Source organism: Amycolatopsis sp. NPDC033938, from assembly GCF_055575975.1.
This window is the reverse complement of sequence record NZ_JBVIRO010000008.1, coordinates 242,953-265,397: the sequence shown is the minus strand read 5'-3', so window position 1 is coordinate 265,397 and position 22,445 is coordinate 242,953. Positions and strand designations below refer to the sequence as shown.

General features: G+C 67.9%; 19 protein-coding genes. 7 read left to right on the top strand and 12 right to left on the bottom strand.

The window, feature by feature from the left end:
* Positions 1–6 precede the first annotated feature (6 nt).
* The 4 genes from ACZ5ZX_RS22195 to ACZ5ZX_RS22180 form a co-directional block, all read right to left on the bottom strand.
* On the bottom strand, positions 7–894 hold the full coding sequence (locus ACZ5ZX_RS22195) for an SRPBCC domain-containing protein (protein WP_465503873.1): 888 nt from the start codon (positions 892–894) through the stop codon (positions 7–9).
* A complete protein-coding gene (locus tag ACZ5ZX_RS22190) occupies positions 887–1,444 on the bottom strand; it encodes a helix-turn-helix domain-containing protein (RefSeq protein ID WP_465503872.1) in 558 nt (185 codons plus the stop codon). The genes ACZ5ZX_RS22195 and ACZ5ZX_RS22190 overlap by 8 nt, the downstream gene beginning before the upstream one ends.
* Positions 1,445–1,575: 131 nt before the next feature.
* On the bottom strand, positions 1,576–3,747 hold the full coding sequence (locus ACZ5ZX_RS22185; RefSeq protein WP_465503871.1) for a 3-hydroxyacyl-CoA dehydrogenase NAD-binding domain-containing protein: 2,172 nt from the start codon (positions 3,745–3,747) through the stop codon (positions 1,576–1,578).
* A gap of 10 nt (positions 3,748–3,757) precedes the next feature.
* A complete protein-coding gene (locus ACZ5ZX_RS22180) occupies positions 3,758–4,969 on the bottom strand; it encodes an acetyl-CoA C-acetyltransferase (RefSeq protein ID WP_037306710.1) in 1,212 nt (403 codons plus the stop codon).
* A 145-nt stretch (positions 4,970–5,114) separates the two neighbouring features.
* Here ACZ5ZX_RS22180 and ACZ5ZX_RS22175 point away from each other — a divergent pair, with 145 nt between their 5' ends.
* The 5 genes from ACZ5ZX_RS22175 (at position 5,115) to ACZ5ZX_RS22155 (ending at position 11,499) form a co-directional block, all read left to right on the top strand.
* Complete coding sequence (locus tag ACZ5ZX_RS22175; RefSeq protein WP_465503870.1) at positions 5,115–6,299, top strand: TetR/AcrR family transcriptional regulator; 1,185 nt, start codon at positions 5,115–5,117, stop codon at positions 6,297–6,299.
* Positions 6,300–6,351: 52 nt separating this feature from the next.
* A complete protein-coding gene (locus tag ACZ5ZX_RS22170) occupies positions 6,352–7,557 on the top strand; it encodes a low temperature requirement protein A (RefSeq protein ID WP_465503869.1) in 1,206 nt (401 codons plus the stop codon).
* Between the two features lie 182 nt (positions 7,558–7,739).
* On the top strand, positions 7,740–9,035 hold the full coding sequence (locus ACZ5ZX_RS22165) for an acyl-CoA dehydrogenase family protein (RefSeq protein ID WP_465503868.1): 1,296 nt from the start codon (positions 7,740–7,742) through the stop codon (positions 9,033–9,035).
* An 18-nt stretch (positions 9,036–9,053) separates the two neighbouring features.
* Entirely contained in the window at positions 9,054–10,262 is a 1,209-nt protein-coding gene (locus tag ACZ5ZX_RS22160; RefSeq protein ID WP_465503867.1) for an acyl-CoA dehydrogenase family protein, read from the top strand.
* A gap of 241 nt (positions 10,263–10,503) precedes the next feature.
* Positions 10,504–11,499, top strand: coding sequence for an MASE1 domain-containing protein (locus ACZ5ZX_RS22155; protein ID WP_465503866.1), 996 nt, complete (start codon positions 10,504–10,506; stop codon positions 11,497–11,499).
* 3 nt (positions 11,500–11,502) lie between these two features.
* Here the strand turns inward: ACZ5ZX_RS22155 and ACZ5ZX_RS22150 are convergent, their stop codons facing one another.
* The 8 genes from ACZ5ZX_RS22150 to ACZ5ZX_RS22115 all read right to left on the bottom strand — a co-directional run bounded on the left by ACZ5ZX_RS22150 (position 11,503) and on the right by ACZ5ZX_RS22115 (position 20,744).
* Positions 11,503–12,558, bottom strand: coding sequence for an alpha/beta fold hydrolase (locus ACZ5ZX_RS22150; protein WP_465503865.1), 1,056 nt, complete (start codon positions 12,556–12,558; stop codon positions 11,503–11,505).
* Between the two features lie 118 nt (positions 12,559–12,676).
* A complete protein-coding gene (locus ACZ5ZX_RS22145; RefSeq protein WP_465503864.1) occupies positions 12,677–13,540 on the bottom strand; it encodes an SDR family oxidoreductase in 864 nt (287 codons plus the stop codon).
* 86 nt (positions 13,541–13,626) lie between these two features.
* Entirely contained in the window at positions 13,627–14,133 is a 507-nt protein-coding gene (locus ACZ5ZX_RS22140; protein ID WP_465503863.1) for a GNAT family N-acetyltransferase, read from the bottom strand.
* A gap of 9 nt (positions 14,134–14,142) precedes the next feature.
* Positions 14,143–14,910 (bottom strand): type I methionyl aminopeptidase, encoded by a 768-nt coding sequence (gene map / locus ACZ5ZX_RS22135; protein WP_465503862.1) that lies wholly within the window; start codon positions 14,908–14,910, stop codon positions 14,143–14,145.
* Between the two features lie 84 nt (positions 14,911–14,994).
* Positions 14,995–16,149, bottom strand: a complete 1,155-nt coding sequence (locus ACZ5ZX_RS22130; protein ID WP_465503861.1) for an acyl-CoA dehydrogenase family protein — start codon at positions 16,147–16,149, stop codon at positions 14,995–14,997.
* Complete coding sequence (locus ACZ5ZX_RS22125; RefSeq protein ID WP_465503860.1) at positions 16,146–18,131, bottom strand: acetyl/propionyl/methylcrotonyl-CoA carboxylase subunit alpha; 1,986 nt, start codon at positions 18,129–18,131, stop codon at positions 16,146–16,148. Before ACZ5ZX_RS22125 ends, ACZ5ZX_RS22130 begins: the two co-directional genes overlap by 4 nt.
* Before the next feature lie 2 nt (positions 18,132–18,133).
* Complete coding sequence (locus ACZ5ZX_RS22120; RefSeq protein ID WP_465503859.1) at positions 18,134–19,747, bottom strand: carboxyl transferase domain-containing protein; 1,614 nt, start codon at positions 19,745–19,747, stop codon at positions 18,134–18,136.
* A gap of 187 nt (positions 19,748–19,934) precedes the next feature.
* Entirely contained in the window at positions 19,935–20,744 is an 810-nt protein-coding gene (locus ACZ5ZX_RS22115) for an SGNH/GDSL hydrolase family protein (protein ID WP_465503858.1), read from the bottom strand.
* A 151-nt stretch (positions 20,745–20,895) separates the two neighbouring features.
* On the opposite strand from ACZ5ZX_RS22115, the gene ACZ5ZX_RS22110 reads away from it, so the two are divergent.
* Both ACZ5ZX_RS22110 and ACZ5ZX_RS22105 read left to right on the top strand, forming a co-directional pair.
* On the top strand, positions 20,896–21,486 hold the full coding sequence (locus ACZ5ZX_RS22110) for an SACE_7040 family transcriptional regulator (protein ID WP_465464333.1): 591 nt from the start codon (positions 20,896–20,898) through the stop codon (positions 21,484–21,486).
* Between the two features lie 57 nt (positions 21,487–21,543).
* Positions 21,544–22,041: a hypothetical protein gene (locus ACZ5ZX_RS22105; RefSeq protein ID WP_465503857.1), complete on the top strand. Its 498-nt coding sequence runs from the start codon at positions 21,544–21,546 to the stop codon at positions 22,039–22,041.
* The last annotated feature ends 404 nt before the right edge of the window (positions 22,042–22,445 follow it).

Here is a 22,445-nt window from a genome sequence, read left to right as displayed (position 1 = left end):
ATCCTCCTACTTCCCGTCCAGTGTGATGAGACCCTCGGGCATTCCTTCCAGGTGAACCTCTGTCCACAAAGGAGCCCAGTCGTCGATCTCGTGGAACCGGCGCAGTTCGGCCACACCGCTGAGCCAGCCCATCCACGAGCCGTAGGGCGGCTTCTCCTCGGAGAATCCACTTTGGACAAAGGTCAGCTTCGTCCCGCCGCCGGAGTCTTCGAGTTCCCACGAGGTGACGACACCGTGCTGGTACGCGAGCGCCATCCTGGAGCCGGGTACCAGATCGACGATCTTCGCCGGGGCGGGATCCTGCTCCAGCGAACCCATCGCCCACCGGCCGCCGACCTCGACCTCCGCCTCGATCCGGGCGCCGAACCAGCGGGTGAACACGCCGGGATCGGCGAGCGAGGCGTAGACCTCGCCACGCGGCGCGTCGATCAGTACCTCTTCGCTCATCAGGGGCGAAGTCAGGTCGCAGCGGGCGGTGAGCGAGCGGCCTTCGACGTGATCGACCAGGTTCGTCACGGACAGCGCCCAGAACGTGTGCATCATGCCGAGCGGCGAATCCGGGTCGGCGAGCAGCGCGTCGAAGTCCGGCAAACCGGTCTGGCTGAACGACAGGGCGGTCGTGTCCCCGTCTTCCGTCAGCGTGATCTCGACGACCGTCTCCGTCCCCTCGACCGTCCAGGCGAACCGCAGGACGTTGTCCTCGGCCAGCAACAGTCGCTGTCGCGGACGATCGCCTTCCGGCGTGTAGCGGCCCCAGAACTCGTACCGGGACGGCAGCTCGACCTCCGCATACTCGGAAAGCCACGTCCGCAAGGCTTCGGCCTCGGTCAGCGCACGCCAGACCTCGTCGATCGGCGCGCGCGTCCGCACCCGGAATCTCGTCGGTTCAGTCACGGGAATCCCCCTTCGGGTAACAGGCCACGGCGAGCTTGAAGGCGTCGCCTTCCGCTCCGCCGTAGCGGGTGAACAGGTCTTGCAAAGTCGTCTTCAGTTCGTCGAGGAACTCCTGGCGGCGCTCCGGTTCCACCCGGATCTCGCCGGAGACGCCGATCGACGGCAGTTCCGGCGCGGTCCGGTCGAGCGCGGCGACGTCGGACTGGACCTCCTCCATGAGGTCCACCAAGTAGCCGAGGCTCAGCTCGTCCCGCGCCGCCCTCGGCCCGATCCGGCCGACCAGGGCAGGTGACAACCAATACGAACGCGCTGTCGCCTGGTACACGCCCTCGCTGACGGCGCGCACCTTCCGCTCCGACACTTGCTTCACGAGCCCGGCGTCCACCAGGCGTTTCACGTGGTAATAGACCCGCTGCGGGGTCTGGTCCAGCACCGCGGCCACCTCGGTACAGGACCGCGGCTCCGCCAGTTGCCGCAAGACGTCCACCCGCTGTGGTTTCAGCAACGCCTCCGCCTGGTCCATCCGCTCCAGGTACTCGACGTCCTTCACGGCGCCTCACTCTCGATCACAAAAACAAGTTTGAACGTAAAAATCCATTTTGTCAATCGCGCATCGGAAAGCCCCCTTCCACTGGAACCCAGCGAAAGGGGGCTTTCAGGCGTTAGAGCAGGCGAAGCGACTTACTCGTAGATCTCACCCTTCGCGGCCTTCTCGACCAGCGACGCGGGCGGGGTGAAGTGGTCGCCGTAGCGCTCGGCGAGCTGCCGGGCGCGGTCGACGAAGCCCTGCAGACCACCCTCGTACTGGTTGATGTACTGGATGACACCGCCGGTCCACGCCGGGAAACCGATACCGAAGATCGAGCCGATGTTGGCGTCGGCGACGGTCTTCAACACGCCCTCGTCGAAGCACTTCACGGTCTCGAGCGCCTCGGCGAACAGCATGCGCTCCTTGAGGTCCTCGAACGGGACCTCGGCGCTGCCCGACTTGAACGCGTCGCGCAGACCCGGCCAGAGCCCGGCCCGCTTGCCGTCCTCGTCGTAGTCGTAGAAGCCCGAACCGGTGGAGCGGCCCTTGCGGTCGAACTCCTCCACCATCCGGTCGATGACCCCCTCGGACGCGTGCGCGTTCCAGGTGCCACCGGCGGCCTCGATCGCTTCGCGCGTCTCCTTGCGGATCTTACGCGGCAGCGTCAGGGTCAGCTCGTCCATCAGCTGCAGCGGCGGAGCCGGGTAACCGGCCTGCGCACCGGCCTGCTCGATCGAAGCGGGCTCGACACCCTCGCCCAGCGCGGCGACGGCCTCGTTGAGGAACGTGCCGATGACGCGCGAGGTGAAGAAGCCGCGGCTGTCGTTGACGACGATCGGGGTCTTCTTGATCTGGAGGGTGTAGTCGAAGACCTTCGCCAGCGTGGCGGGCGAAGTCTTCTCCCCGCAGATGATCTCGACCAGCGGCATCTTGTCCACCGGCGAGAAGAAGTGGATCCCGATGAAGTCCTCGGTCCGCTGCACGCCCTCGGCGAGCGCGGTGATCGGCAGGGTCGAGGTGTTCGAGCCCAGCACGGCGTCCGGGTTGACGAAGCCCTCGATCTCCTGGAAGACCTTGTGCTTCAGCTCGACGCTCTCGAAGACGGCCTCGATCACGAAGTCGACGCCGGCGAAGTCCTCCGCCTTGTCGGTCGGCTTGATCTTGGCGAGCAGCGCGTCGGACTTCTCCTTCGTGGTCTTGCCACGGGAGAGCGCCTTCTCCTCCAGCTTGACCGCGTAGCCCTTGCCCTTTTCGGCGCCTTCGAGGGTGACGTCCTTGAGCACGACGTCGATACCGGCCTTCGCCGAGACGTACGCGATCGCGGCGCCCATCATGCCCGCGCCGATGACACCGACCTTCTTGGCCGTGTACTTCTCGAAGCCTTCCGGCCGCGAGCCGCCGGAGTTGATGCTCTGCAGGTCGAAGAAGAACGCCTTCGTCATGTTCTTCGAAACCTGGCCGGTGGCGAGGTGCACGAAGTAGCGGGTCTCGACGGTGATCGCGGTGTCGAAGTCGACCTGCGAACCCTCGATGGCCGCGGCCAGGATCGCGCGCGGGGCCGGCATGTTCGCGCCCTTGATCTGCTTGCGCAGGTTCGCCGGGAACGCGGGCAGGTTCGCCGCGAAGCTCGGGTTCGACGGGGTGCCGCCCGGGATCTTGTAGCCCTTGACGTCCCACGGCTGCACGCCGGCTTCGGGGTTGGCCTTGATCCACGCCTTCGCGGCCGGGACCAGTTCATCGACGGTGCCGACGAGCTCGTGCACGAGGCCGAGTTCCTTGGCCTTGGCCGGACGGTGCCGCTGCCCCTGCAGCAGCACGTTCAGCAGCGCGCTCTGGATGCCCAGCAGCCGCACGGTGCGGACGATGCCACCGCCGCCGGGGAGCAGGCCGAGGGTGACCTCGGGGAGGCCGATCTGGCTGCCCTTGACGTCGGCCGCGATGCGGTGGTGCGTCGCGAGCGCGAGTTCGAGCCCGCCGCCGAGCGCGGCGCCGTTGATGGCGGCCACGACCGGCTTGCCCAGCTGCTCGAGCCGTCGCATCTGGCTCTTCATCAGGGCGCTGCCCTCGGTGAGCTCGGCCGCGTTCTCCGGCTTCGCCTTGATCAGGTCGTTGAGGTCGCCACCGGCGAAGAAGGTCTTCTTGGCCGAGGTGAGGACGACACCGGTGATGCTGTCCTTCTCCGCCTCCAGGCGGTCCACGACCACGCCGAGCGACTCGCGGAAGTCGGCGTTCATCGTGTTGGCGGACTGCTTCGGGTCGTCAAGGGTGAGCACGACGATGCCGTCGGCGTCCTGCTCCCAGCGGATGGTCTTCGCTTCAGTCATTGTCTCTTCCTCAGACCCGCTCGATGATGGTCGCGACGCCCATGCCGCCGCCGATGCACAGGGTGACCAGGGCGCGGCGCGCCTGACGGCGCTCCAGCTCGTCGACGACGGTGCCGACCAGCATCGCGCCGGTGGCGCCCAGCGGGTGCCCCATCGCGATGGCGCCGCCGTTGACGTTGACCTTCTCCTCGTCGAGGTGCAGGTCCTTGATCCACTTGAGGACGACCGAGGCGAAGGCCTCGTTCAGCTCCCACAGGTCGATGTCGTCCGGGGTGAGACCGGCGAGCTTGAGGACCTTCTCGGTGGCCGGGGTCGGGCCGGTGAGCATGATCGTGGGCTCGGAACCGACGGTCGCGGTCGCCACGATGCGGGCGCGCGGGGTCAGGCCGAAGTCCTTGCCGATCTGCTCGTTGCCGACCAGGACCACCGCGGCGCCGTCGACGATGCCGGAGGAGTTGCCGCCGGTGTGGACGTGGTTGATCTTCTCGACCGAGTGGTACTTCTGCAGCGCGACGGCGTCGAAGCCGCCCAGCTCGCCGATGCCGGCGAAGGCGGGCTTGAGCTTTCCGAGGCCCTCGATGGTGCTACCCGGGCGACGGTGCTCGTCGTGGTCGAGGATCGTGACGCCGTTGATGTCCTTCACCGGGACGACGGACTTCGCGAAGTAGCCGCCGGACCAGGCCGCTTCGGCCTTCTCCTGCGAACGCACGGCCCACGCGTCGACGTCCTCGCGGGAGAAGCCCTCGATGGTCGCGATCAGGTCGGCGCCGGTGCCCTGCGGGACGATGTAGTTGTCGTACGCGGTGGCCGGGTCCATGAACAGCGCGCCGCCGTCGGAGCCCATCGGCACGCGCGACATCGACTCGACGCCGCCCGCGATGATCAGCTGGTCCCAGCCGGAGCGGACCTTCTGCGCGGCGGTGTTGGTGGCTTCGAGGCCGGAGGCGCAGAAGCGGTTCAGCTGGACGCCGGCGACCGACTGCGGCAGGCCCGCGTTCAGCGCGGCGGTGCGCGCGATCACGGCGCCCTGCTCGCCGACCGGGGATACGACGCCCAGGACGATGTCGTCGATCACGGCGGGGTCGAGGTTCGGGTGCCGGACCTTCAGTTCCTCGATGAGGCCGACCACGAGATCGACCGGCTTGGTGCCATGGAGGGCACCGCCCTTGTTCTTGCCGCGAGGCGTACGGATCGCCTCGTAGATGTAGGCCTCGCTACTCACAGAAAAACTCCTCCGCGTACGGCGCTGTATCAGGATGAAACGTACCGGCCAGTAGTCATGCTAATGCCGGTTAACATAAACCGCGATAACCCCATGGTGTCAATGGGTTGCGATCCACGCAACCGGCGCTATCGTGTGTTCACCTATGGATCACCCGACCGAGCGTTCGACCCGACCGCGCGACCGCAAGGCCCAGCTGGCAGGCCTCGCCGCGGAGCTGTTTCGCGTCCGCGGGTTCCACGGCGTCGGGATCAACGACATCGCCGCCGCGGCCGGGATCACCGGGCCCGCCCTGTACCGGCATTTCGCGGACAAACAAGCGGTGCTGTCCTACGTCGTGCTCTCGGGCATCGACGAGATGGAAGCGGCGACCACCGAGACGCTCGCCGACCTCGATCGCCCCGTTCCCGCCCAGGTCAAGGCCCTGTTGGACACGCTGGCCGCACAGGCCGTGGAGCGGCGCGAGGTCGCCGCGCTGTGGCGCTGGGAAGGCAGGCATCTGCCGCGAGAGGAACGCCGGGAGATCCGCCGCCGGTCCGGCGCGGTGCTCGCGGCGTGGTCCAAGGCGCTGCTCGCGCTGCGCCCCGAACTGACCCCCGACGACGCCGAGCTGCTGTGCTGGGCGGGCCTGAGCGTCTTCGGCAGCGTGTCGGTCCATCACACGTCCGTGGCGAAGAAACGCTTCGCGCAGATCCTCGTGCAGCTGGCGGAGTCGGTGCTGCATGTCACACTTCCCGAACCCGCCGAAGCGCCGGAAGAGACGCCGTCGATGACGCTCGGCGAACCGTCCCGGCGCGAGCAGATCCTCGCCGCCGCGACCGAGCTGTTCGGGCAGCGCGGCTTCCGCGCGGTGAGCATGGAGGAGATCGGCGCGGCGGCCGGGATCGCCGGACCGAGCGTGTACCGGCACTTCCCCAGCAAGGCCGCGCTGATGGTGGCGATCGGGCACCGGGCGGCCGACAGGCTGGCGCTCGCCGCGGAACGCGCGTTGCGGACCGACGACGAACGCGACGCGCTGCGCAGGCTGGCGGCGTCCTACGTGCACACCCTGCTGCACACACCCGAGCTGCTGGTGTCGTTCTCCGGCAGTCCGATGGAGCTGCCGGAACGGGACAAGGCGGATCTGATCCGGGTCCAGCGGGACTACGTCGCGCGCTGGATCGCGCTGGCGTCGGAAGTCCGCTCGGAGCTGAGCCTGCGCGAAGTGAAGATCACCGTGCACGCGGCGCTGACCATCGCGAACGACCTCGCGCGCACCCGGCGGGTCAACGGCCGTCCGAACATCGAGGCCGAGCTGACGACGCTGATGCACGCGGTGCTGGGCGTCTGAAAGTCAGCTCTCGGCAAACTCGCGTGTGTCGCAAAGGCGCGAAGGGCACGATGTGCGCGTGCCCACGAAACGCGGCCTGCATCTGGTGACCCGGGAAGAAGACCACAAGGTCACCACGCTGGAACTCTTCTTCGACCTGGTCTTCGTCTACGCCATCACCCAGACCACGCAGCTGATGGCCGATCACCTCACCCCGCTCGGCATCGGGCAGGGGGTGGCCATGATCGCCGTGCTGTGGTGGTGCTGGTGCGCCTACGCCTGGCTGGCCAACACCCTGCACGTCGACCGGGGCATCACCCAGCTGGCGATGTTCGCCGCGATGGGGACGATGTTCCTGGTCTCGCTGACCATCCCGGAGGCGTTCACCGACCTGCCCGGCGGTCTGTACGCGCCACTGATGTTCGTCGGCTGCTACTTCATCGTGCGGCTGCTGCACCTGATCGCCTACCTCGGGGCCGGGCGGAACGATCCGGAGCTGCGCAAGACCGTGCTGAAGATGTTCGTCGGCCTGCTCCCGAGCGTCGCGCTCCTGACCGTCGCGGCCTTCTTCTCCGGCTGGGTACAGCTCGGTATCTGGGCCGCCGCCCTGCTCGCGGACTACGTCAACGTCTTCCGGACGCGCTCTTCGGACTGGCGGCTGCACCAGCCCGGCCACTTCGCCGAACGCTTCGGGCTGATCGTCATCATCGCGCTCGGCGAGTCGATCGTGGCGATCGGCATCGGGATCAGCTCGTATCCGATGTCGTGGCCGATCACACTGGCCGCCGTCTTCGGACTCACCCTGGCTTCGGCGATGTGGTGGATGTATTTCGCCGTCGTCGCGCACATTTCCGAGCGCAACCTCAAACGCGCGGACGGCGTGGAGCGGGTCCAGATCGGAACGGACACCTACACGTTCCTGCACCTCCCGCTCATCGCCGGGATCGTGCTCGTGGCGCTGGGGCTGAAGAAGACGCTGCTGTACGTGTCCGACACGGTGCACCACAGCCTCTCCGACGGCCTGCACGGCACGCCGATCTGGGCGCTCACCGGCGGGCTCGCGCTGTACCTGATCGCGTTGAGCGGGCTGCGGCGCCGCAATCTGGGCGCGTGGAACATCCAGCGGCTGGTGCTCGCGGTGGTCCTGCTGGCGGCGACGCCGTTGCTGGAACTGCTGCCCGCGATCGCCCTGATCGGCGTCGTGGCGCTGGCGACGGTGGGACTGGTGAGCTTCGAGCGGACACGGCTGAAGAAGCTGCCTGCGCCTCATGAATGGTGATGACGTCGCGAAAGCTGGCGCGCCGTGAGTAATCCGGGCTTCCACGACCACCGAAATCACTCACCAGCGTGACGTTCGCCTCCCCCGTGGTAGCGCTTCCGGCCGAGGAGAGTTAACCTACTCACGAGTAGGTAAGCGAGGCAGGGAGACTCACCGTGGGTGCGCCTAGGAAACGAGACGCGATGGGCCTTGGCCTGTCCGCGCTCACCCGGCTGGCCGGGAGCAAGGTCATTGAACGGGCAGGACTGCGGAAGCCCGTGCAGAACCTGGTCAGCGCCGGGACGCGGAACGGCTTCCGGGTCGCCGGGGCGGCGGGGAGGACGTTCAAGTCCGCCCAGCGGCTCGGCAAGCCCGCGCGGCTCGCGCCGGCGGAGGACACGGGACTGTTCGATCTCACCCCGAGTGAGGATCAGCAGCTCATCGTCGAGACCGTGACGGAGTTCGCGGCCGAACAGCTGCGGCCCGCCGCGGCCGACGCCGACGCGAAACTCCAGGCCCCCGAAGGCCTGCTGAGCCGCGCCGCCGAACTCGGGATCACGCTCGTCGGCATCCCCGAGGAGCTGGGCGGCGTCGGCACCGAGCGGTCGGTCGTCACGAACGCGCTGGTCGCCGAGGCCCTCGCGCACGGCGACCTCGGGCTCGCGGTCGCGGTGCTCGCGCCGTCCGCGGTCAGCACCGCGCTGGTGTCCTACGGCGACGAGCAGCAGCAGGCGGACTACCTGCCCGCGTTCGTCGGCGAGAACGTCCCGGCCGCGGCACTGGCGTTGCAGGAGCGCACGGCGCTGTTCGACCCGTTCAAGCCCGCCACCAAGGCCCGCCGCACGCCGAAGGGCTACCAGCTCGACGGCGTGAAGTCGCTCGTCCCGAGGGCCGCGGACGCCGAGCTGTTCATCGTCTCGGCCGACCTCGAAGGGCGCGGCCCGGCGCTGTTCCTCGTCGAGTCGTCGAACTCCGGTGTCACCATCGAGTCCGAACCGGCGATGGGCCTGCGGGGCGCGGCGACCGGCAAACTACACCTGGAGAAGGTCGCCTTGCCCGCCGGAGCGCTGCTCGGCGGCGGCAAGGCCGAGGTCTTCACCGAGGTCGTCCGGCTGTCGCGGCTCGGCTGGGCCGCGCTGGCCGCCGGGACAGCCAAGGCCGTCCTCGACTACGTGGTGCCTTACGTCAACGAGCGCAAGGCATTCGGCGAACCGGTGAGCCACCGCCAAGCCGTCGCGTTCTCGGTCGCCGACATCGCCATCGAACTGGAGGGGCTGCGGCTGGTCACGCTGCGCGCCGCCGCCCGCGCCGAACAGGGCAAGCCGTACGCCCGCGAGGTCGCGCTGGCCCGGAAACTGGCCGCCGACAAGGGAATGCAGATCGGCAGCGCCGGAGTACAGCTGCTCGGCGGGCACGGCTTCGTCAAGGAACACCCGGTCGAACGCTGGTACCGCGACCTCCGCGCGATCGGCGTGATGGAAGGCGCCGTCCTCCTTTAGGACTTTCGAAAGGCAATCATGATCAACCTTGAGGTTCCGAAGAAGGCCGGCACCCTGATCAACCAGGCGTACCAGGCCGCGGCCGAGGTGTTCCGGCCGATCTCGCGCAAATACGACCGCGCCGAGCACACCTATCCGACCGAACTCGACATGTTCGCCGCGCTGCTGGACGGGCTGAACTCCTCCGGCGAGGGCGGCGCGGGCGCGGCGGGCGTCCGCCGCTCCGAAAAGAACGAGAAACCGGGCAACCGCAACGGTTCCAACCTCAACATCGTGCTCGGCACGATCGAGATGTGCTGGGGCGACGTCGGATTGCTGCTGTCGATGCCGCGTCAGGGCCTCGGCAACGCCGCCATCGGCTCGGTCGCCACGGACGAACAGCTCAAGAAGTTCTCCGGGCTGTGGGCCGCGATGGCGATCACCGAACCGGACTGCGGCTCGGACTCCGCCGCGATCACCGCGACCGCGCGGCTCGACGGCGACGAGTACGTGATCAACGGCGAGAAGATCTTCGTGACCGCCGGTGAACGCGCCGACGCCGTCGTCGTCTGGGCCACTCTGGACAAGACGAAGGGCCGCGCGGCGATCAAATCGTTCGTCGTCGAGAAGGGCACTCCCGGTTTCGAGGTGGTGCGCGTCGAGCACAAACTCGGCATCCGCGCCTCCGACACCGCCGTGCTGCGCTTCGAGAACGTCCGCGTGCCCAAGGAGAACCTCCTCGGCACCCCGGAGATCGACACCGCCAAGGGTTTCGCCGGGGTCATGCAGACCTTCGACAACACCCGCCCGCTGGTCGCCGCCATGGCCATCGGCGTCGCCCGCGCGGCGCTCGAGGAGACCCGGAAGATCCTCACCGACGCCGGGGTGAGCATCGACTACGACAAGCCCGTCCACAGCCAGCACGCCGCGGCCGCCACGTTCCTGCAGCTGGAGGCCGACTACGAAGCGGCGTACCTGCTGACCATGGAATCGGCGTGGATGGCCGACAACCGCAAGCCGAACTCGCTGCAGGCCTCGATGGCCAAGGCGAAGGCGGGCCGCTCGGTCGTCGAGATCACGCTCAAATGCGTCGAGCTGGCGGGAACCTACGGCTACACCGAGGAATCGCTGCTGGAGAAGTGGAGCCGGGACGCGAAGATCCTGGACATCTTCGAAGGCACGCAACAGATCCAGCAGCTCATCGTGGCGCGCCGGATCCTGGGCAAGACGAGCGCCGAGCTCAAGTAGACAGTCGGATCGCGTGCTTTGTCCGTGAAGGCCTCCTTCCCTACCTTCAAAGTAGGGAAGGAGGCCTTCACGGACATCAGGCCCAAGCGCCCGTGCAGCTGCACGCTGCTTCCGCATCGGCACAATTTTTGTTTATTCCCAACAGACTCCGCGACCACGAAAACACCATCCGGCGAACCTCCGTGGGGGCGGTGCCGGGGTATTCTCGTAGTTTTCCCCGCCCGCCAAGGCCGGAGTCGCGATGAGACTGTCCGCTCGACAGCACTCCCCGGTCGCGCAGTGGTGTCTGATCGTCCTCGGCGTCACGGCCTGCTACTTCGCCGCCGGCCAGATCGGCATCCAGTGGGCGATCGTCCGGGGGCAGATCTCGCCGCTGTGGCCCGCGGCCGGGGTCGCCTTGGCGGTGCCGATGCTGCTCGGCCCGCGGTTCTGGCCGGGGATCGCCCTCGGCGCGCTCCTGACGAACTTCACGTTCGGCCCTTCGCCGCTCGTGGTCCTGGTGATCTCCGCCGGGAACACCCTCGGACCGCTCCTCGGCTACGCCTCGTTGCGACGGTGTGGTTTCCGCAGCCGGCTCGACCGGCTCCCGGACGTCGTCCTGCTGGTCGTCATCGGTGCCATCGGGGGCACGGCGATCAGCGCGTTGATCGGCACCGGCGCACTGGTCGCCGGCGGGGGACTCGCGGCCGCCGACTTCTGGCCGACGGCGCTGGTCTGGTGGACCGGCGACGCGATGGGCGTCCTCACCATCACTCCCCTGCTGCTGCTCGCGCGGAGATTCCGGCCGCCGACCGGGATACCGCTGGGCCGCTGGGCCGAAGCCACCGCGCTCGGCGTCTGCGCCATCGGCACCTCGATCCTCGCCGGCACCGACCCACCCAAGCTGTTCGTCGTCTTCCCCGTGCTGGTGTGGGCGGCCCTGCGCTTCCGGCAGGCCGGCGCGTTGCTGTGCTCCCTGTGCGTCTGCGCCTTCATGATCTTCGGTGCGGCACGCGGCACAGGGCCTTACGGCGACCACGAACTGGCGGCGAGGATGCTTCTCATCCAGGCCTTCGACGCCACCATCGGGCTGACGGCGCTGGCGTTGTCCACGGTCGTCCTGGAACGCGACCGCGCGACCGCGGAGATCACCGACGCCTGGCGCCACATCACCGAAATGGTCGACCTGATCGCACCACGCCAGTCGTTGCGCAGTGCGATGACCACTCGCCGCGACAGCGACGAAGCCACCGGCTGAGGCTCAGGCGACCTGTTCGTCGAGGAAGCGGTCGAGGTAGCGCCAGGTGGTCCCGCGCGCTTTCCGGCCGGTGAGGACGCCAAGGTGCCCGCCGGGCGCGGTCTCGAACGTCACCGACGGCGCGTTGTCCAGCAGGCCGGTCAGCCGCTCGACGGCGGCACGCGGCGCGATCGTGTCGTTCTGCCCGGCGATGACCAGCGTGGGCACCTTGACCCCGGACAGCGCGATGATGCGGCCGTTGAGGTCGACCGTGCCCTCGGCGAGGTCGTTGGCGCGGAAGAACCGGTGGTAGATCTGGCCGAACGTCCGCCCGGGGTAGGCGATCATGTTGTCCATGAAGTGGTCGACGGCCTCGATCTGCGCCAGATAGTCCCGGTCGTCGAGATTCTTCAGGATCGCCAGCGGTTTGGTGATCTCCTTGCTGATACCGGTCGCCCGGAAGACCCGGCTGACCAAATAGGACGGTGCGCCGCCGAGCACGCGGTAGATCGGGGTCAGCAGATGGCCGCCGGTGAGGTCCACCAGCGGGCGGAACGGCGCGATCAGCGGGATCGCGGTGAAGTCGAACGGCGAGGCGATGGTCGCGATCGACTCGATCGGCAGATCGGGCTGGTCGGCGGCGGTCAGCAGGGAGAAGATGCCGCCGAGGCACCAGGCGACGACGTGCACGCCCTGGCCGCCGGAGTCCTCGCTGACCTTGCGGATGGCGCGCGGGAGCACCTCGTCGATCCAGTGCTCGATGCCGAGGCGCCGGTCGGAGAAGGCGACGTTCCCGTAGTCGACCAGGTAGGTGTTGCGGCCACCTTCGACCAGATGCTCGGCGAGGCTGCAGCCACGGCGCAGGTCGAAGCACAACGCGGGCGCGGCCAGCGGCGGCACCAGCAGCACCGGCGGACCGGACACCGGCTCCTTGCCGTTCGTCAGCCGGTAGACCGACCGGTTGGGGCCCTGGTCGATCAGGACGCGCGGCACCGGGCGGAGATCGGCGACACCACCGTGCAGCACCTTCCCGACGACGTTCGACGCGGCGGCGGCGAGCCGTGCCGGGGGTGTTGCCATGAGGGGCCTCCTGGAGGGATCAACGCGGTAAGACGCAATCTTGCCGTGTACGGGCGCACGACTCAATACCGTCGCCGTTCCAGGCCGTCCACTTCGGACGGTCGCTAGGCCGTCCGAGTTAAGAACCGGACTCCTTTTCCGCCGCCGGAGCGCTGCGCGCGGCCCGCGATTCGTACTCCGCACGGGCACTGGAATGCGTTGCCGAGGCCAAAATCCGGTCGCCACCGAGTGCGCGCACCAGCCCTTCGCCGACGCGCCGGGGAAGCAGGCGTGTGATCCTGCCCATGGCGTCCAGCGACGCGGGAACGAAGACGTCGAATTTGGGACGGCGCAACGCATCGGCAATGGCCTGCGCCACATCTTCCGGCCGCACCGATTTGAAGAACTTCGCTTCACCGAGCCCGCTGGCCAGTTCGGTGCGCACCACGGCGGGCATCACGCACGAGACCAGGACGCCCGTTCCGCGCAGTTCCAGATGCACCGACTCCGACAGGCCGACGACGGCGTGTTTCGTGGCGCAGTAGGTGGCGGCGCCGGGGAATCCGGCCTTTCCGGCCATCGAAGCGATGTTGACGATGTGGCCCGTGCCACGCGGGCGCATTCGTTTGACCGCTTCCCTGGTGCCGTGGATGACCGCGTGCAGGTTGATTTCGAGCAGCCGCCGGGTCGCCGCGTCGTCCTCTTCCTCGAGCGGCGCGAGCGGCATGATCCCCGCGTTGTTGATCAGCACGTCGATCGGGCCGACGCGCCGCTCGACCTCGTCGAGGAACTCGGTGAAGCCCCTGGTGTCGGTGACGTCGAGCGGCAGCGCCTCCGCGCCCAGTTCGGCCGCGGTCTTCTCGGCGAGCACCTGGTCCAGGTCGCCGACGACCACCTTGGCGCCGAGCCGGGACAGTGCCGTCGCGGTGGCGGCGCCGATGCCCTGCGCCGCTCCGGTGATTACGACGACCTTGCCTGCCAGGGAACGTTCACGCTTGGCCATGCTGGGCTCCTCTGCGACTACGCTGTCCGGGGCACTGTTGGCGATGTGTCAACTATGGTGCACCGGAAGCCGCGACGACGCCAGTCCTAGGGCCGCTGCTCGAACACCTGCCCGATCCAGCCGTTGACGTCGAAGCGGTCGGTCGGCTTGAACCCCTGACTCTCGTAGTACCGCTGAAGAGCGCCGTCGCCGCCGGCCCAGCAGTCGACCCGCACCAGTCCGATGCCGCGGTCACGCGCCTCGGCCAGCGCGAACTCGATGAGCCGTGAGCCGACCCGGTGACCGGAGAACCGCCGTGAGGTCAGCAGCAACCCGAGGTAGATCTCGGGCTCGTCGACCGGCGGGACGTGCGGGAAGCGGTCGCCGAGGATGGTCGCGCCCGCCACCTCGCCACCGACCTCGGCCAGGTACAGCCCCGGCCCGTCGGCCATCCCGCGGACCCGCTCGACCCGCTTCGGGATCGTCGACCATGGTTCGGTACCCCACTGCCCCTCGCTGCCGCGCGAGGCCAACCACGCGACGGCCTCGTCGAACATGTTCAGCAGCGTCTCGAAGTCCCCAGAACCACCCTGCCGGATGATGAAATCGCTCATTCTTCCGTTCTACAACATCGTGAGGACGCGCGGACCTTCTGTGGTGATCGCGACCGTGTGCTCGACGTGCGCGGCACGGCAGCCGCTCGCGGTATGCAACGTCCAGCCGTCTTCGGCGGTCCGGTACTCGTCACTGCCGTCCATGATGTACATCGGCTCGATCGCCAGTACCAGGCCCGGCTTGAGCCGCATGCCGCGACCCGGCCTGCCCTCGTTCGGCAGGTGCGGGTCCTCGTGCATCGCGCGACCGATGCCGTGCCCGCCATGGTTCTCGAGGAGGCCGTACCCGGCCTCGCGGCCGACGGAACCGACGGCGTGGGAGATGTCGCCCATCTTCCCGCCCGCCACCGCGGCGGCGATCCCGGCGGCCAGGCCACGCTCGGTGGTCGCGATGAGTTCGAGGTCGGCGGGGTCGGCGGTGCCGACGACGTAGCTGATCGCCGCGTCGCCGTGCCAGCCGTCGATGTAGGCGCCGCAGTCGATACTGACCAGGTCACCGTCGTTCAGCCGGTAATCCGACGGGATGCCGTGGACGACGGCGTCGTTGACGCTCGCGCAGATCACGCCAGGGAACGGCGTCGGCGCGGAATGCGGCCGGTAGTTCAGGAAGTTCGGCTTCGCGCCGGCGTCCCTGATCACCTGCGCGGCGACCTCGTCCAGCTCCTTCAAGCTGACGCCGATCACCGACGCCTTCTTCACCGCTTGCAACGCCTGCGCCACGACCCGGCCGGACTCGCGCATGACGTCCAGCTCGGCTTGGGATTTCAACTCGACCATGGCGATAACTATACCGGTATAGTTATCGTCATTGTCAAGCGCGACCGGCCACCCCACGCATCCAGAGGACTGAACGCCGGAGGGTCAGGCGACGCCGAGGTGCCGCGCGATCAGCATTCGCTGCACCTCCGAGGTGCCCTCCCCGATCTCCAGGATCTTCGCGTCCCGGTAGAAGCGGCTCACCGGGAACTCGTTCATGAAGCCGTACCCGCCGAAGATCTGCGTCGCCTCGCGCGAGTTGTCCATGGCGGCGTTCGACGCGACCAGCTTCGCGATCGACGCCTCCTTCTTGAACGGCTCGCCGCGCAGCATCTTCGACGCCGCCGCGTAGTACGCCAGGCGCGCGGTGTGCGTGCGCACCTCCATGTCGGCGATCTTGAACTGGATCGCCTGGTACTCGCCGATCTTGTGCCCGAAAGCCTCGCGTTCCTTGACGTAGCGCAGGCATTCGTCGACACAGCCCTGCGCGAGCCCGACGCTCAGCGCGGCGATCGCGACCCTGCCTTCGTCCAAAATGGACAGGAACTGGGCGTACCCCCGGCCGCGTTCGCCGACGAGGTTCTCCGCCGGGACACGGGCGTCGTCGAACGACAGTTCGTGCGTGTCCGAACAGTTCCAGCCGACCTTGGAGTACTTCGGCGCGACCGCGAAGCCCGGGGTGCCGGACGGGACGATGATCGCCGAGATCTCCTTGCGCCCGTTCTCCTTCACGTCGGTGACGGCGGTGACCGTGACCAGTTTCGTGATGTCGGTGCCGGAGTTGGTGATGAACGATTTGCTGCCGTTGATCACCCAGCTGTCGCCGTCGAGCTTCGCCCGCGTCCGGGTGGCACCCGCGTCCGAGCCGCCGCCCGGTTCGGTGAGCCCGAATCCGCCGAGCGCGGTGCCCGCGCACAGTTCGGGAAGCCACTTCTCCTTCTGTTCCTCGGAGCCGAACCGGTAGATCGGCATGGCACCAAGGGAAACCCCGGCCTCAAGGGTGATGGCGACCGAGGAATCGACCCGCGCCAGCTCCTCCAAAGCCAGGCACAGTGCGAAGTAGTCGCCGCCCATGCCGCCGTATTGCTCCGGGAAGGGCAGGCCGAACAGGCCCATCTCGGCCATCTTCGCGACGATCTCGTACGGGAACTCCTGCCGCTCGTACAGGTCGCCGATGACCGGGGCGACCTCGGAACGGGCGAAGTCCTCGACCGTCTTGCGCAGCGTTTCGTACTCGTCATCAAGCCGGAAGTCGATCATTGGCCATCCTTTTGGGGGGTCACAACGGCTACGGTCTCGTCCAGTGCGACCTGTTGGCCCGTCCGGACGGGGAGTTCGCTGACCACGCCGTCGATCGGCGCGGTGATCGTGTGCTCCATCTTCATCGCCTCGACGACCACGAGCGGCGTCCCGGCGCTCACGACGTCGCCGGCGGCGACCTTGACCACGAGCACGGTCCCGGGCATCGGGCTGGTGACCGGTCCGGCGCCGCCCGCGGCACCGGCGGCCGACCGCAGCTTTTCGCGTTCACCGATCGCGAAGCTGTGGCCGTCCCGTGCGAGCCAGACTGTCTTCCCTTGTCCGGCCGCGTGCCGGTAGCGGTGGAATCCGCTGGGATGCCGGACTTCGAGCAGATCGCCATCGCGCCGCGCGGAAACCCGCGCCGGGGCACGGCCGTCGACACTGACGAGCGCGTTCGCCGGGGTGCCCTGCACTCGCACGACGGCCTCGGAAGTACCGGACTTCAAGGCGAAGTCGATTCCGCCGGACGCGCCGAGCCGCCAGCCGTCGGGAACGTCCCAGGGATCGACGACCGGGCCCTGCGGCTGCAAGGAAAGCAGCCTGTCGAGCGCGGCGGCCACGAAGAACTCCGGCGGCACCTCTTCGGAGACCAAAGTGGACAGTTGCCGGTCGACGAGCCCGGTGTCGAGCTTGCCGTCGCGGACGTCGGCGTCCGCCAGCAGCCCGCGCAGGAAGGCGACGTTCGTGCCGACGCCGAGCAGCGCGGTGTCGGCGAGCGCGAGATCGAGCCGGTGCAGCGCGGCCGCGCGATCCGGCCCCCAGGCGATGACCTTGGCCAGCATCGGGTCGTAGTTCGAACCGATGACCGCGCCCTCGCTCATCCACGAGTCGACGCGCACCCCTTCGCCGGACGGTTCGTGGACCGCGAGCACGGTTCCGCCGGTCGGGATGAAGCCACGAGCGGGGTCTTCGGCGTACACGCGGGCTTCGACGGCGTGCCCGTCCAGCCGGACGTCGTCCTGCGACACCGTGAGCACGTCGCCCGCGGCGATCTTGACCTGCCACTCGACGAGGTCGAGCCCGGTCACCAGCTCGGTCACCGGATGCTCGACCTGCAGGCGGGTGTTCATCTCCATGAAGAAGAACTCGTCCGGCGCGAGGGCCGACACGATGAATTCGACCGTGCCCGCGCCGACGTAACCGACCGACCGTGCCGCTTCGACGGCGGACGCGCCCATCTTCGCGCGCGTCTGCTCGTCCAGCAGGACCGACGGTGCCTCTTCGATGATCTTCTGATGCCGCCGCTGCAGGCTGCATTCGCGTTCGCCGAGGTGGATCACGTTGCCGTGCTTGTCGGCGAGGACCTGGATCTCGATATGCCTCGGCGTGGTGACGAACCGCTCCATCAGCAGTGTGTCGTCGCCGAAGGAACCCCTGGCCTCACGGCGGGCGGACTCCACCGCGGCGTCCAATTCGGACAGTTCGTGCACCAGCCGCATACCCTTGCCGCCACCACCGGCGGACGGCTTGAGCAGCAGCGGGAACCCGACCCTTTCCGCGGCGGCCGCGAAACCGCCCTCTGGAATGTCCACATCGGACGCACCGGGTACGACCGGCACCCCGGCCTTCGACACCGTCGCCTTGGCGCGGATCTTGTCGCCCATGGCGTCGATCGCCTCGACCGGCGGCCCGATGAAGACCAGTCCGGCTTCGGCGCAGGCACGGGCGAACTCGGCGTTCTCCGCGAGGAACCCGTAACCGGGGTGGACCGCCTGCGCGCCCGTGTCGAGCGCCGCCTGGACGATCGCCGGGATCGACAGATAACTTTTCGCCGCTTCGGCCGGGCCGATGCGGACCGCCGTATGCGCCTCGCGGACGTGCTTGGCGTCGGCGTCCGCGTCGCTGTACACCGCGACCGAGCGGATGCCGAGCCCCTGCAGCGAGCGGATCACGCGGACGGCGATCTCCCCGCGATTGGCGACCAGAACCGTGTCGAACATGCTCACATCCTGAAGACGCCGTAGTTGACATCGGACAAAGGCGCGTTGGCCGCCGCGGAGAGCGCGAGGCCGAGCACCGTGCGGGTGTCCGCCGGGTCGATCACGCCGTCGTCCCACAGCCGTGCCGTCGAGTAGTACGGGCTGCCCTGTGCCTCGTACTGCTCGCGGATCGGTTCCTTGAAGCTCTCTTCGTCCTCTGTGGACCATTCGCCACCGCGAGCCTCGATGGCGTCACGGCGGACCGTCGAGAGCACCGACGCCGCCTGCTCGCCGCCCATCACCGAGATCCGCGCGTTCGGCCACATCCACAGGAACCGCGGCGAATACGCGCGGCCGCACATCGAATAGTTGCCCGCGCCGAACGAACCGCCGATGACGACGGTCAGCTTCGGCACCCGCGCGCAGGCCACCGCGGTGACCATCTTCGCGCCGTGCTTGGCGATGCCGCCGGCCTCGTACGCCCTGCCGACCATGAAGCCGGTGATGTTCTGCAGGAACAGCAGCGGGATCGAGCGTTTGTCGCACAGTTCGATGAAGTGCGCGCCCTTCATCGCGGACTCGGCGAACAGCACGCCGTTGTTCGCGATGATGCCGACGGGATGGCCGTGGATCCGGGCGAACCCGGTGACCAGCGTCGAGCCGTACTCCTTCTTGAACTCGCCGAACCGGCTGCCGTCGACGATCCGGGCGATGACCTCGCGGACGTCGTAGGGCACGCGCGGGTCGGTCGGGACGACGCCGTACAGCTCGTTGGGGTCGGCGGCCGGCTCCTCGGTCGGGAGGACGTCCCACGGGCGCGGCGTACGCGGTCCCAAAGTCGACACGATCGAGCGAACGATGCGGAGCGCGTCGGCGTCGTCCTCGGCCAGGTGGTCGGTGACGCCGGACTGGCGCGAGTGCACGTCCCCGCCGCCGAGTTCCTCGGCCGTGACGACCTCGCCGGTCGCGGCCTTCACCAGGGGCGGACCGCCGAGGAAGATCGTGCCCTGATTGCGCACGATGACCGCTTCGTCGCTCATCGCCGGGACGTACGCGCCGCCCGCGGTGCAGGAGCCGAGCACCGCCGCGATCTGCGGGATGCCGCGCGCGGACATGGTCGCCTGGTTGTAGAAGATCCGGCCGAAGTGTTCACGATCCGGGAAGACCTCGTCCTGCCTCGGCAGGAACGCGCCGCCGGAGTCCACCAGGTAGACGCACGGCAGGTTGTTGTGCAGCGCGACCTCTTGGGCGCGCAGGTGCTTCTTGACCGTCATCGGGTAGTACGTGCCGCCCTTGACCGTGGCGTCGTTCGCGACGATCACGCATTCGCGGCCGGAGACCCGCCCGATTCCGGTGATGATCCCGGCCGACGGCGCTTCGTCGTCATACAGTCCGGTGGCGGCCAGCGGGGACAGCTCCAGGAAGGGCGAACCCGGGTCGAGGAGGGTGTCGACCCGGTCGCGCGGCAGGAGTTTGCCCCGCTCGACGTGGCGGGTGCGGGCTTTCTCCGTGCCTCCGAGCCGGGCCGCGGCGAGCCGCTTGCGCAGGTCCTCGACCAGCTCGGCGTGGGAGGTGACGCTGCGGGCGTACTCGTCGCTGCCCGGATCCGCCGAAGTGCTCAGTACGGGTGTGTCCATGGCTCCTCGTCGCCAAGTTAGCCGTCGTTAACTCGCTTGCTCAGGTTAACGCCTGCTAACCCGCTCTGTCCACCGGTCCGTCCACTGGGCGGGGGCTGAAGGACGCTTTACCCGCATGACATGCGACGAAGGGGCCCTTCACCGCGTGACATGCGGTGAAGGGCCCCTTCAGCCCTCGCTACGGAAATCAGCCGATCGCGGAGACCAGCGGGGCGTAGTAGCCGCCGCGCTGCCCGGCGACCGTCGGGTGGTACGAATTGACGATCGGCCAGGTGAGGCTGTGCAGGTAGTCGTCCGCCGACGAGCAGATGTTGTGCCCGGTGAAGGCACCCCGCACGTCGACGAACTTCGCCCCGTGCACGGCCGCGCGGGCCGAGAGCACGGAGGCCAGCGCGTCGGAGCCCGAGTTGATCGCGGTGCGCTTGGTGTCGCTCAGCCCGACCGAGCACGAGCCCGGCACCGTGTAGAAGCGCGGGTAGCCGAGGACGACGAGCCGCGCGGACGGCGCCTTCGACTTGATGGTGCGGTAGACGTTGTCCAGCAGCCCGGGCAGCGTGTTGTTCACGTAGTTCTTGGCGGTGTTGACCCGGTTGACGCAGGTCTGATCACTGCCGGTGGTGCACGTGGTCATGACGTCGGCGAACCCGGCGTCGTTGCCGCCGACCGACACCGTCACCAGCGTGGTGCTGGAGGTGACGTTGGCGGCCTGGTTGAGAACGTCGCCGGTGCGCGCCCCCGAGCACGCGACGAACTTGAACGTGGTGCCGGCGTGGGCGTTGGCCCACAACTGGGGATAGGCGTTGGTGCTGCGCATGCAGTTGCCCGAGTCCCCGTAGCTGCCGGCACCGACACCGGAGGAGTACGAGTCGCCGAGCGCGACGTAGTTGGTGGCGGCTTGCGCGGTACCGGCAAGCCCGAAACTGGCGAGAACGGCGACCCCCAGGGCCGCGACTGATCGAGTGAAGGAACGCGATTTGATCCGAGCAGGGACGGCCATGGTCACTCCTTCGTGACAAGTTAACGAGACACAGCATTACCAGGTGGTAGCTCCACGCAAAAGGGTCATTTCCCCAGGTAACCCGCTTGGCTCAGGCTGGAAGTACGGCCGCGTGTTAGCGCTCGCTAACAGGCGCCCTTAATATGGCCAGATGTCGGCGAACCCCACCCCACTCGTGAACGGCGAGAAGGCGAACAGGCGCGAACAGATCATGGCCGCCGCCGCCGAACTCTTCGCCCACCACGGGTTCCACGGCGTCGGGATCGACGACATCGGCGCGGCCGTCGGCATCTCCGGCCCCGCGCTGTACCGGCATTTCCGCAGCAAGGACGCCATTCTCGGGGAGATGCTGAACTCGATCAGCCGCTACCTCCTCGACGGGGGGACGGCACGCGCGAGCCAACGGGGCGAGCCTGGCGATGTCCTCGAAGCACTGGTGCATTTTCACGTGGACTTCGCGCTCGCGCATCCCGCGCTGATCACCGTCCAGGAGCGCAACCTGGCCAATCTCACCGACAGCGACCGCAAGCAGGTCCGTGCCATGCAGCGCCAGTACGTCGAGGTGTGGGTGCGCGCGATCAGCGACGCCGTACCCGGAATCGGCGAGCGGCAGGCCAGGTCGGCGGCACACGCGGTCTTCGGGTTGATCAACTCGACGCCGTACAACCGCCATCTCGGTGACAGCGAACTCGCCGAAATGCTCTGCCGCCTCGCGCTCGGTGCACTGCACGCCGCCAAGTGACCACGTCCGGGTTTCCGCCTGTCGCCACTTTTCCGTCCACTGGTGTTTGATAGGCACGTGGAGCCCGACAGGAGCGAGTACGAGCGGAGGCTCGTCGAGAAGGCGCAGCGTGCGCTCGTGGCGATCAGCCTCGGGGAGGACGCCGAGGCGCTCGACGAGCTCGCGCCGACGACCGACGAACCGGTGGCCCGCTCCGAAGAGACCAAAGAGCTCGTGATGATGCTCTTCGGCGAATGCAGCGCCATGGTGTCGACGCTGGGCGATGGAGGAAGTGCGCCGGTCAAGGTGCAGGTGTTCGACGAGGACGGCGAAGAGGTCTCCATCGACCAGGCCGACCCTCCCGTCCGGACGGCCGTACGCACGCTGCTGGCCGAAGTGCACGGCAACAGCGAGGCCGCGCAGGAACAGGTCGAGATCGCGCTCGCCAACGCCGCGCCGGACGAGGTCGACAGCCTGGTGCTGCAGGCGCTGCGCTGGACGATCCGACTGTCGGCGGAATGTCTCGACCGGGATCTGCCGGTGGCACCCTGGATTTCGGACGCCGTCGCCGACTAGGGCTCGGGGACGGTCGTCAGGTAGTGAAGGCCTCCTTCGCTACCTTGGGGGTAGGCAAGGAGGCCTTCACGGCAGCGAGCCGATCACGCCACCGGACCGGCCGCTACCGCACCTCAGCCACCCGGCAGGTAACTGAAACACTCTTGGCTCCGTTGAGGGACAAGGCAAACCTGGCTTAATCGGCTCACTGCCTGACAGCAGGCGAGTAGCTCACGTTGAGGCCGAGGGGCGTCGCGCGACTGTCCACAAGGGACATCTTTCGAGGTCTCGGCATCCGATTGATGACGCTATGTACGGTTCCTCCGGGGGGTGGGGTGGTGGGAAAATGGTTTTTTAACACAAATGGAAACAACACCCCCCACCCCAAAACCAAAAAAAACCCCAAAAAGGGAGAATTAATATGG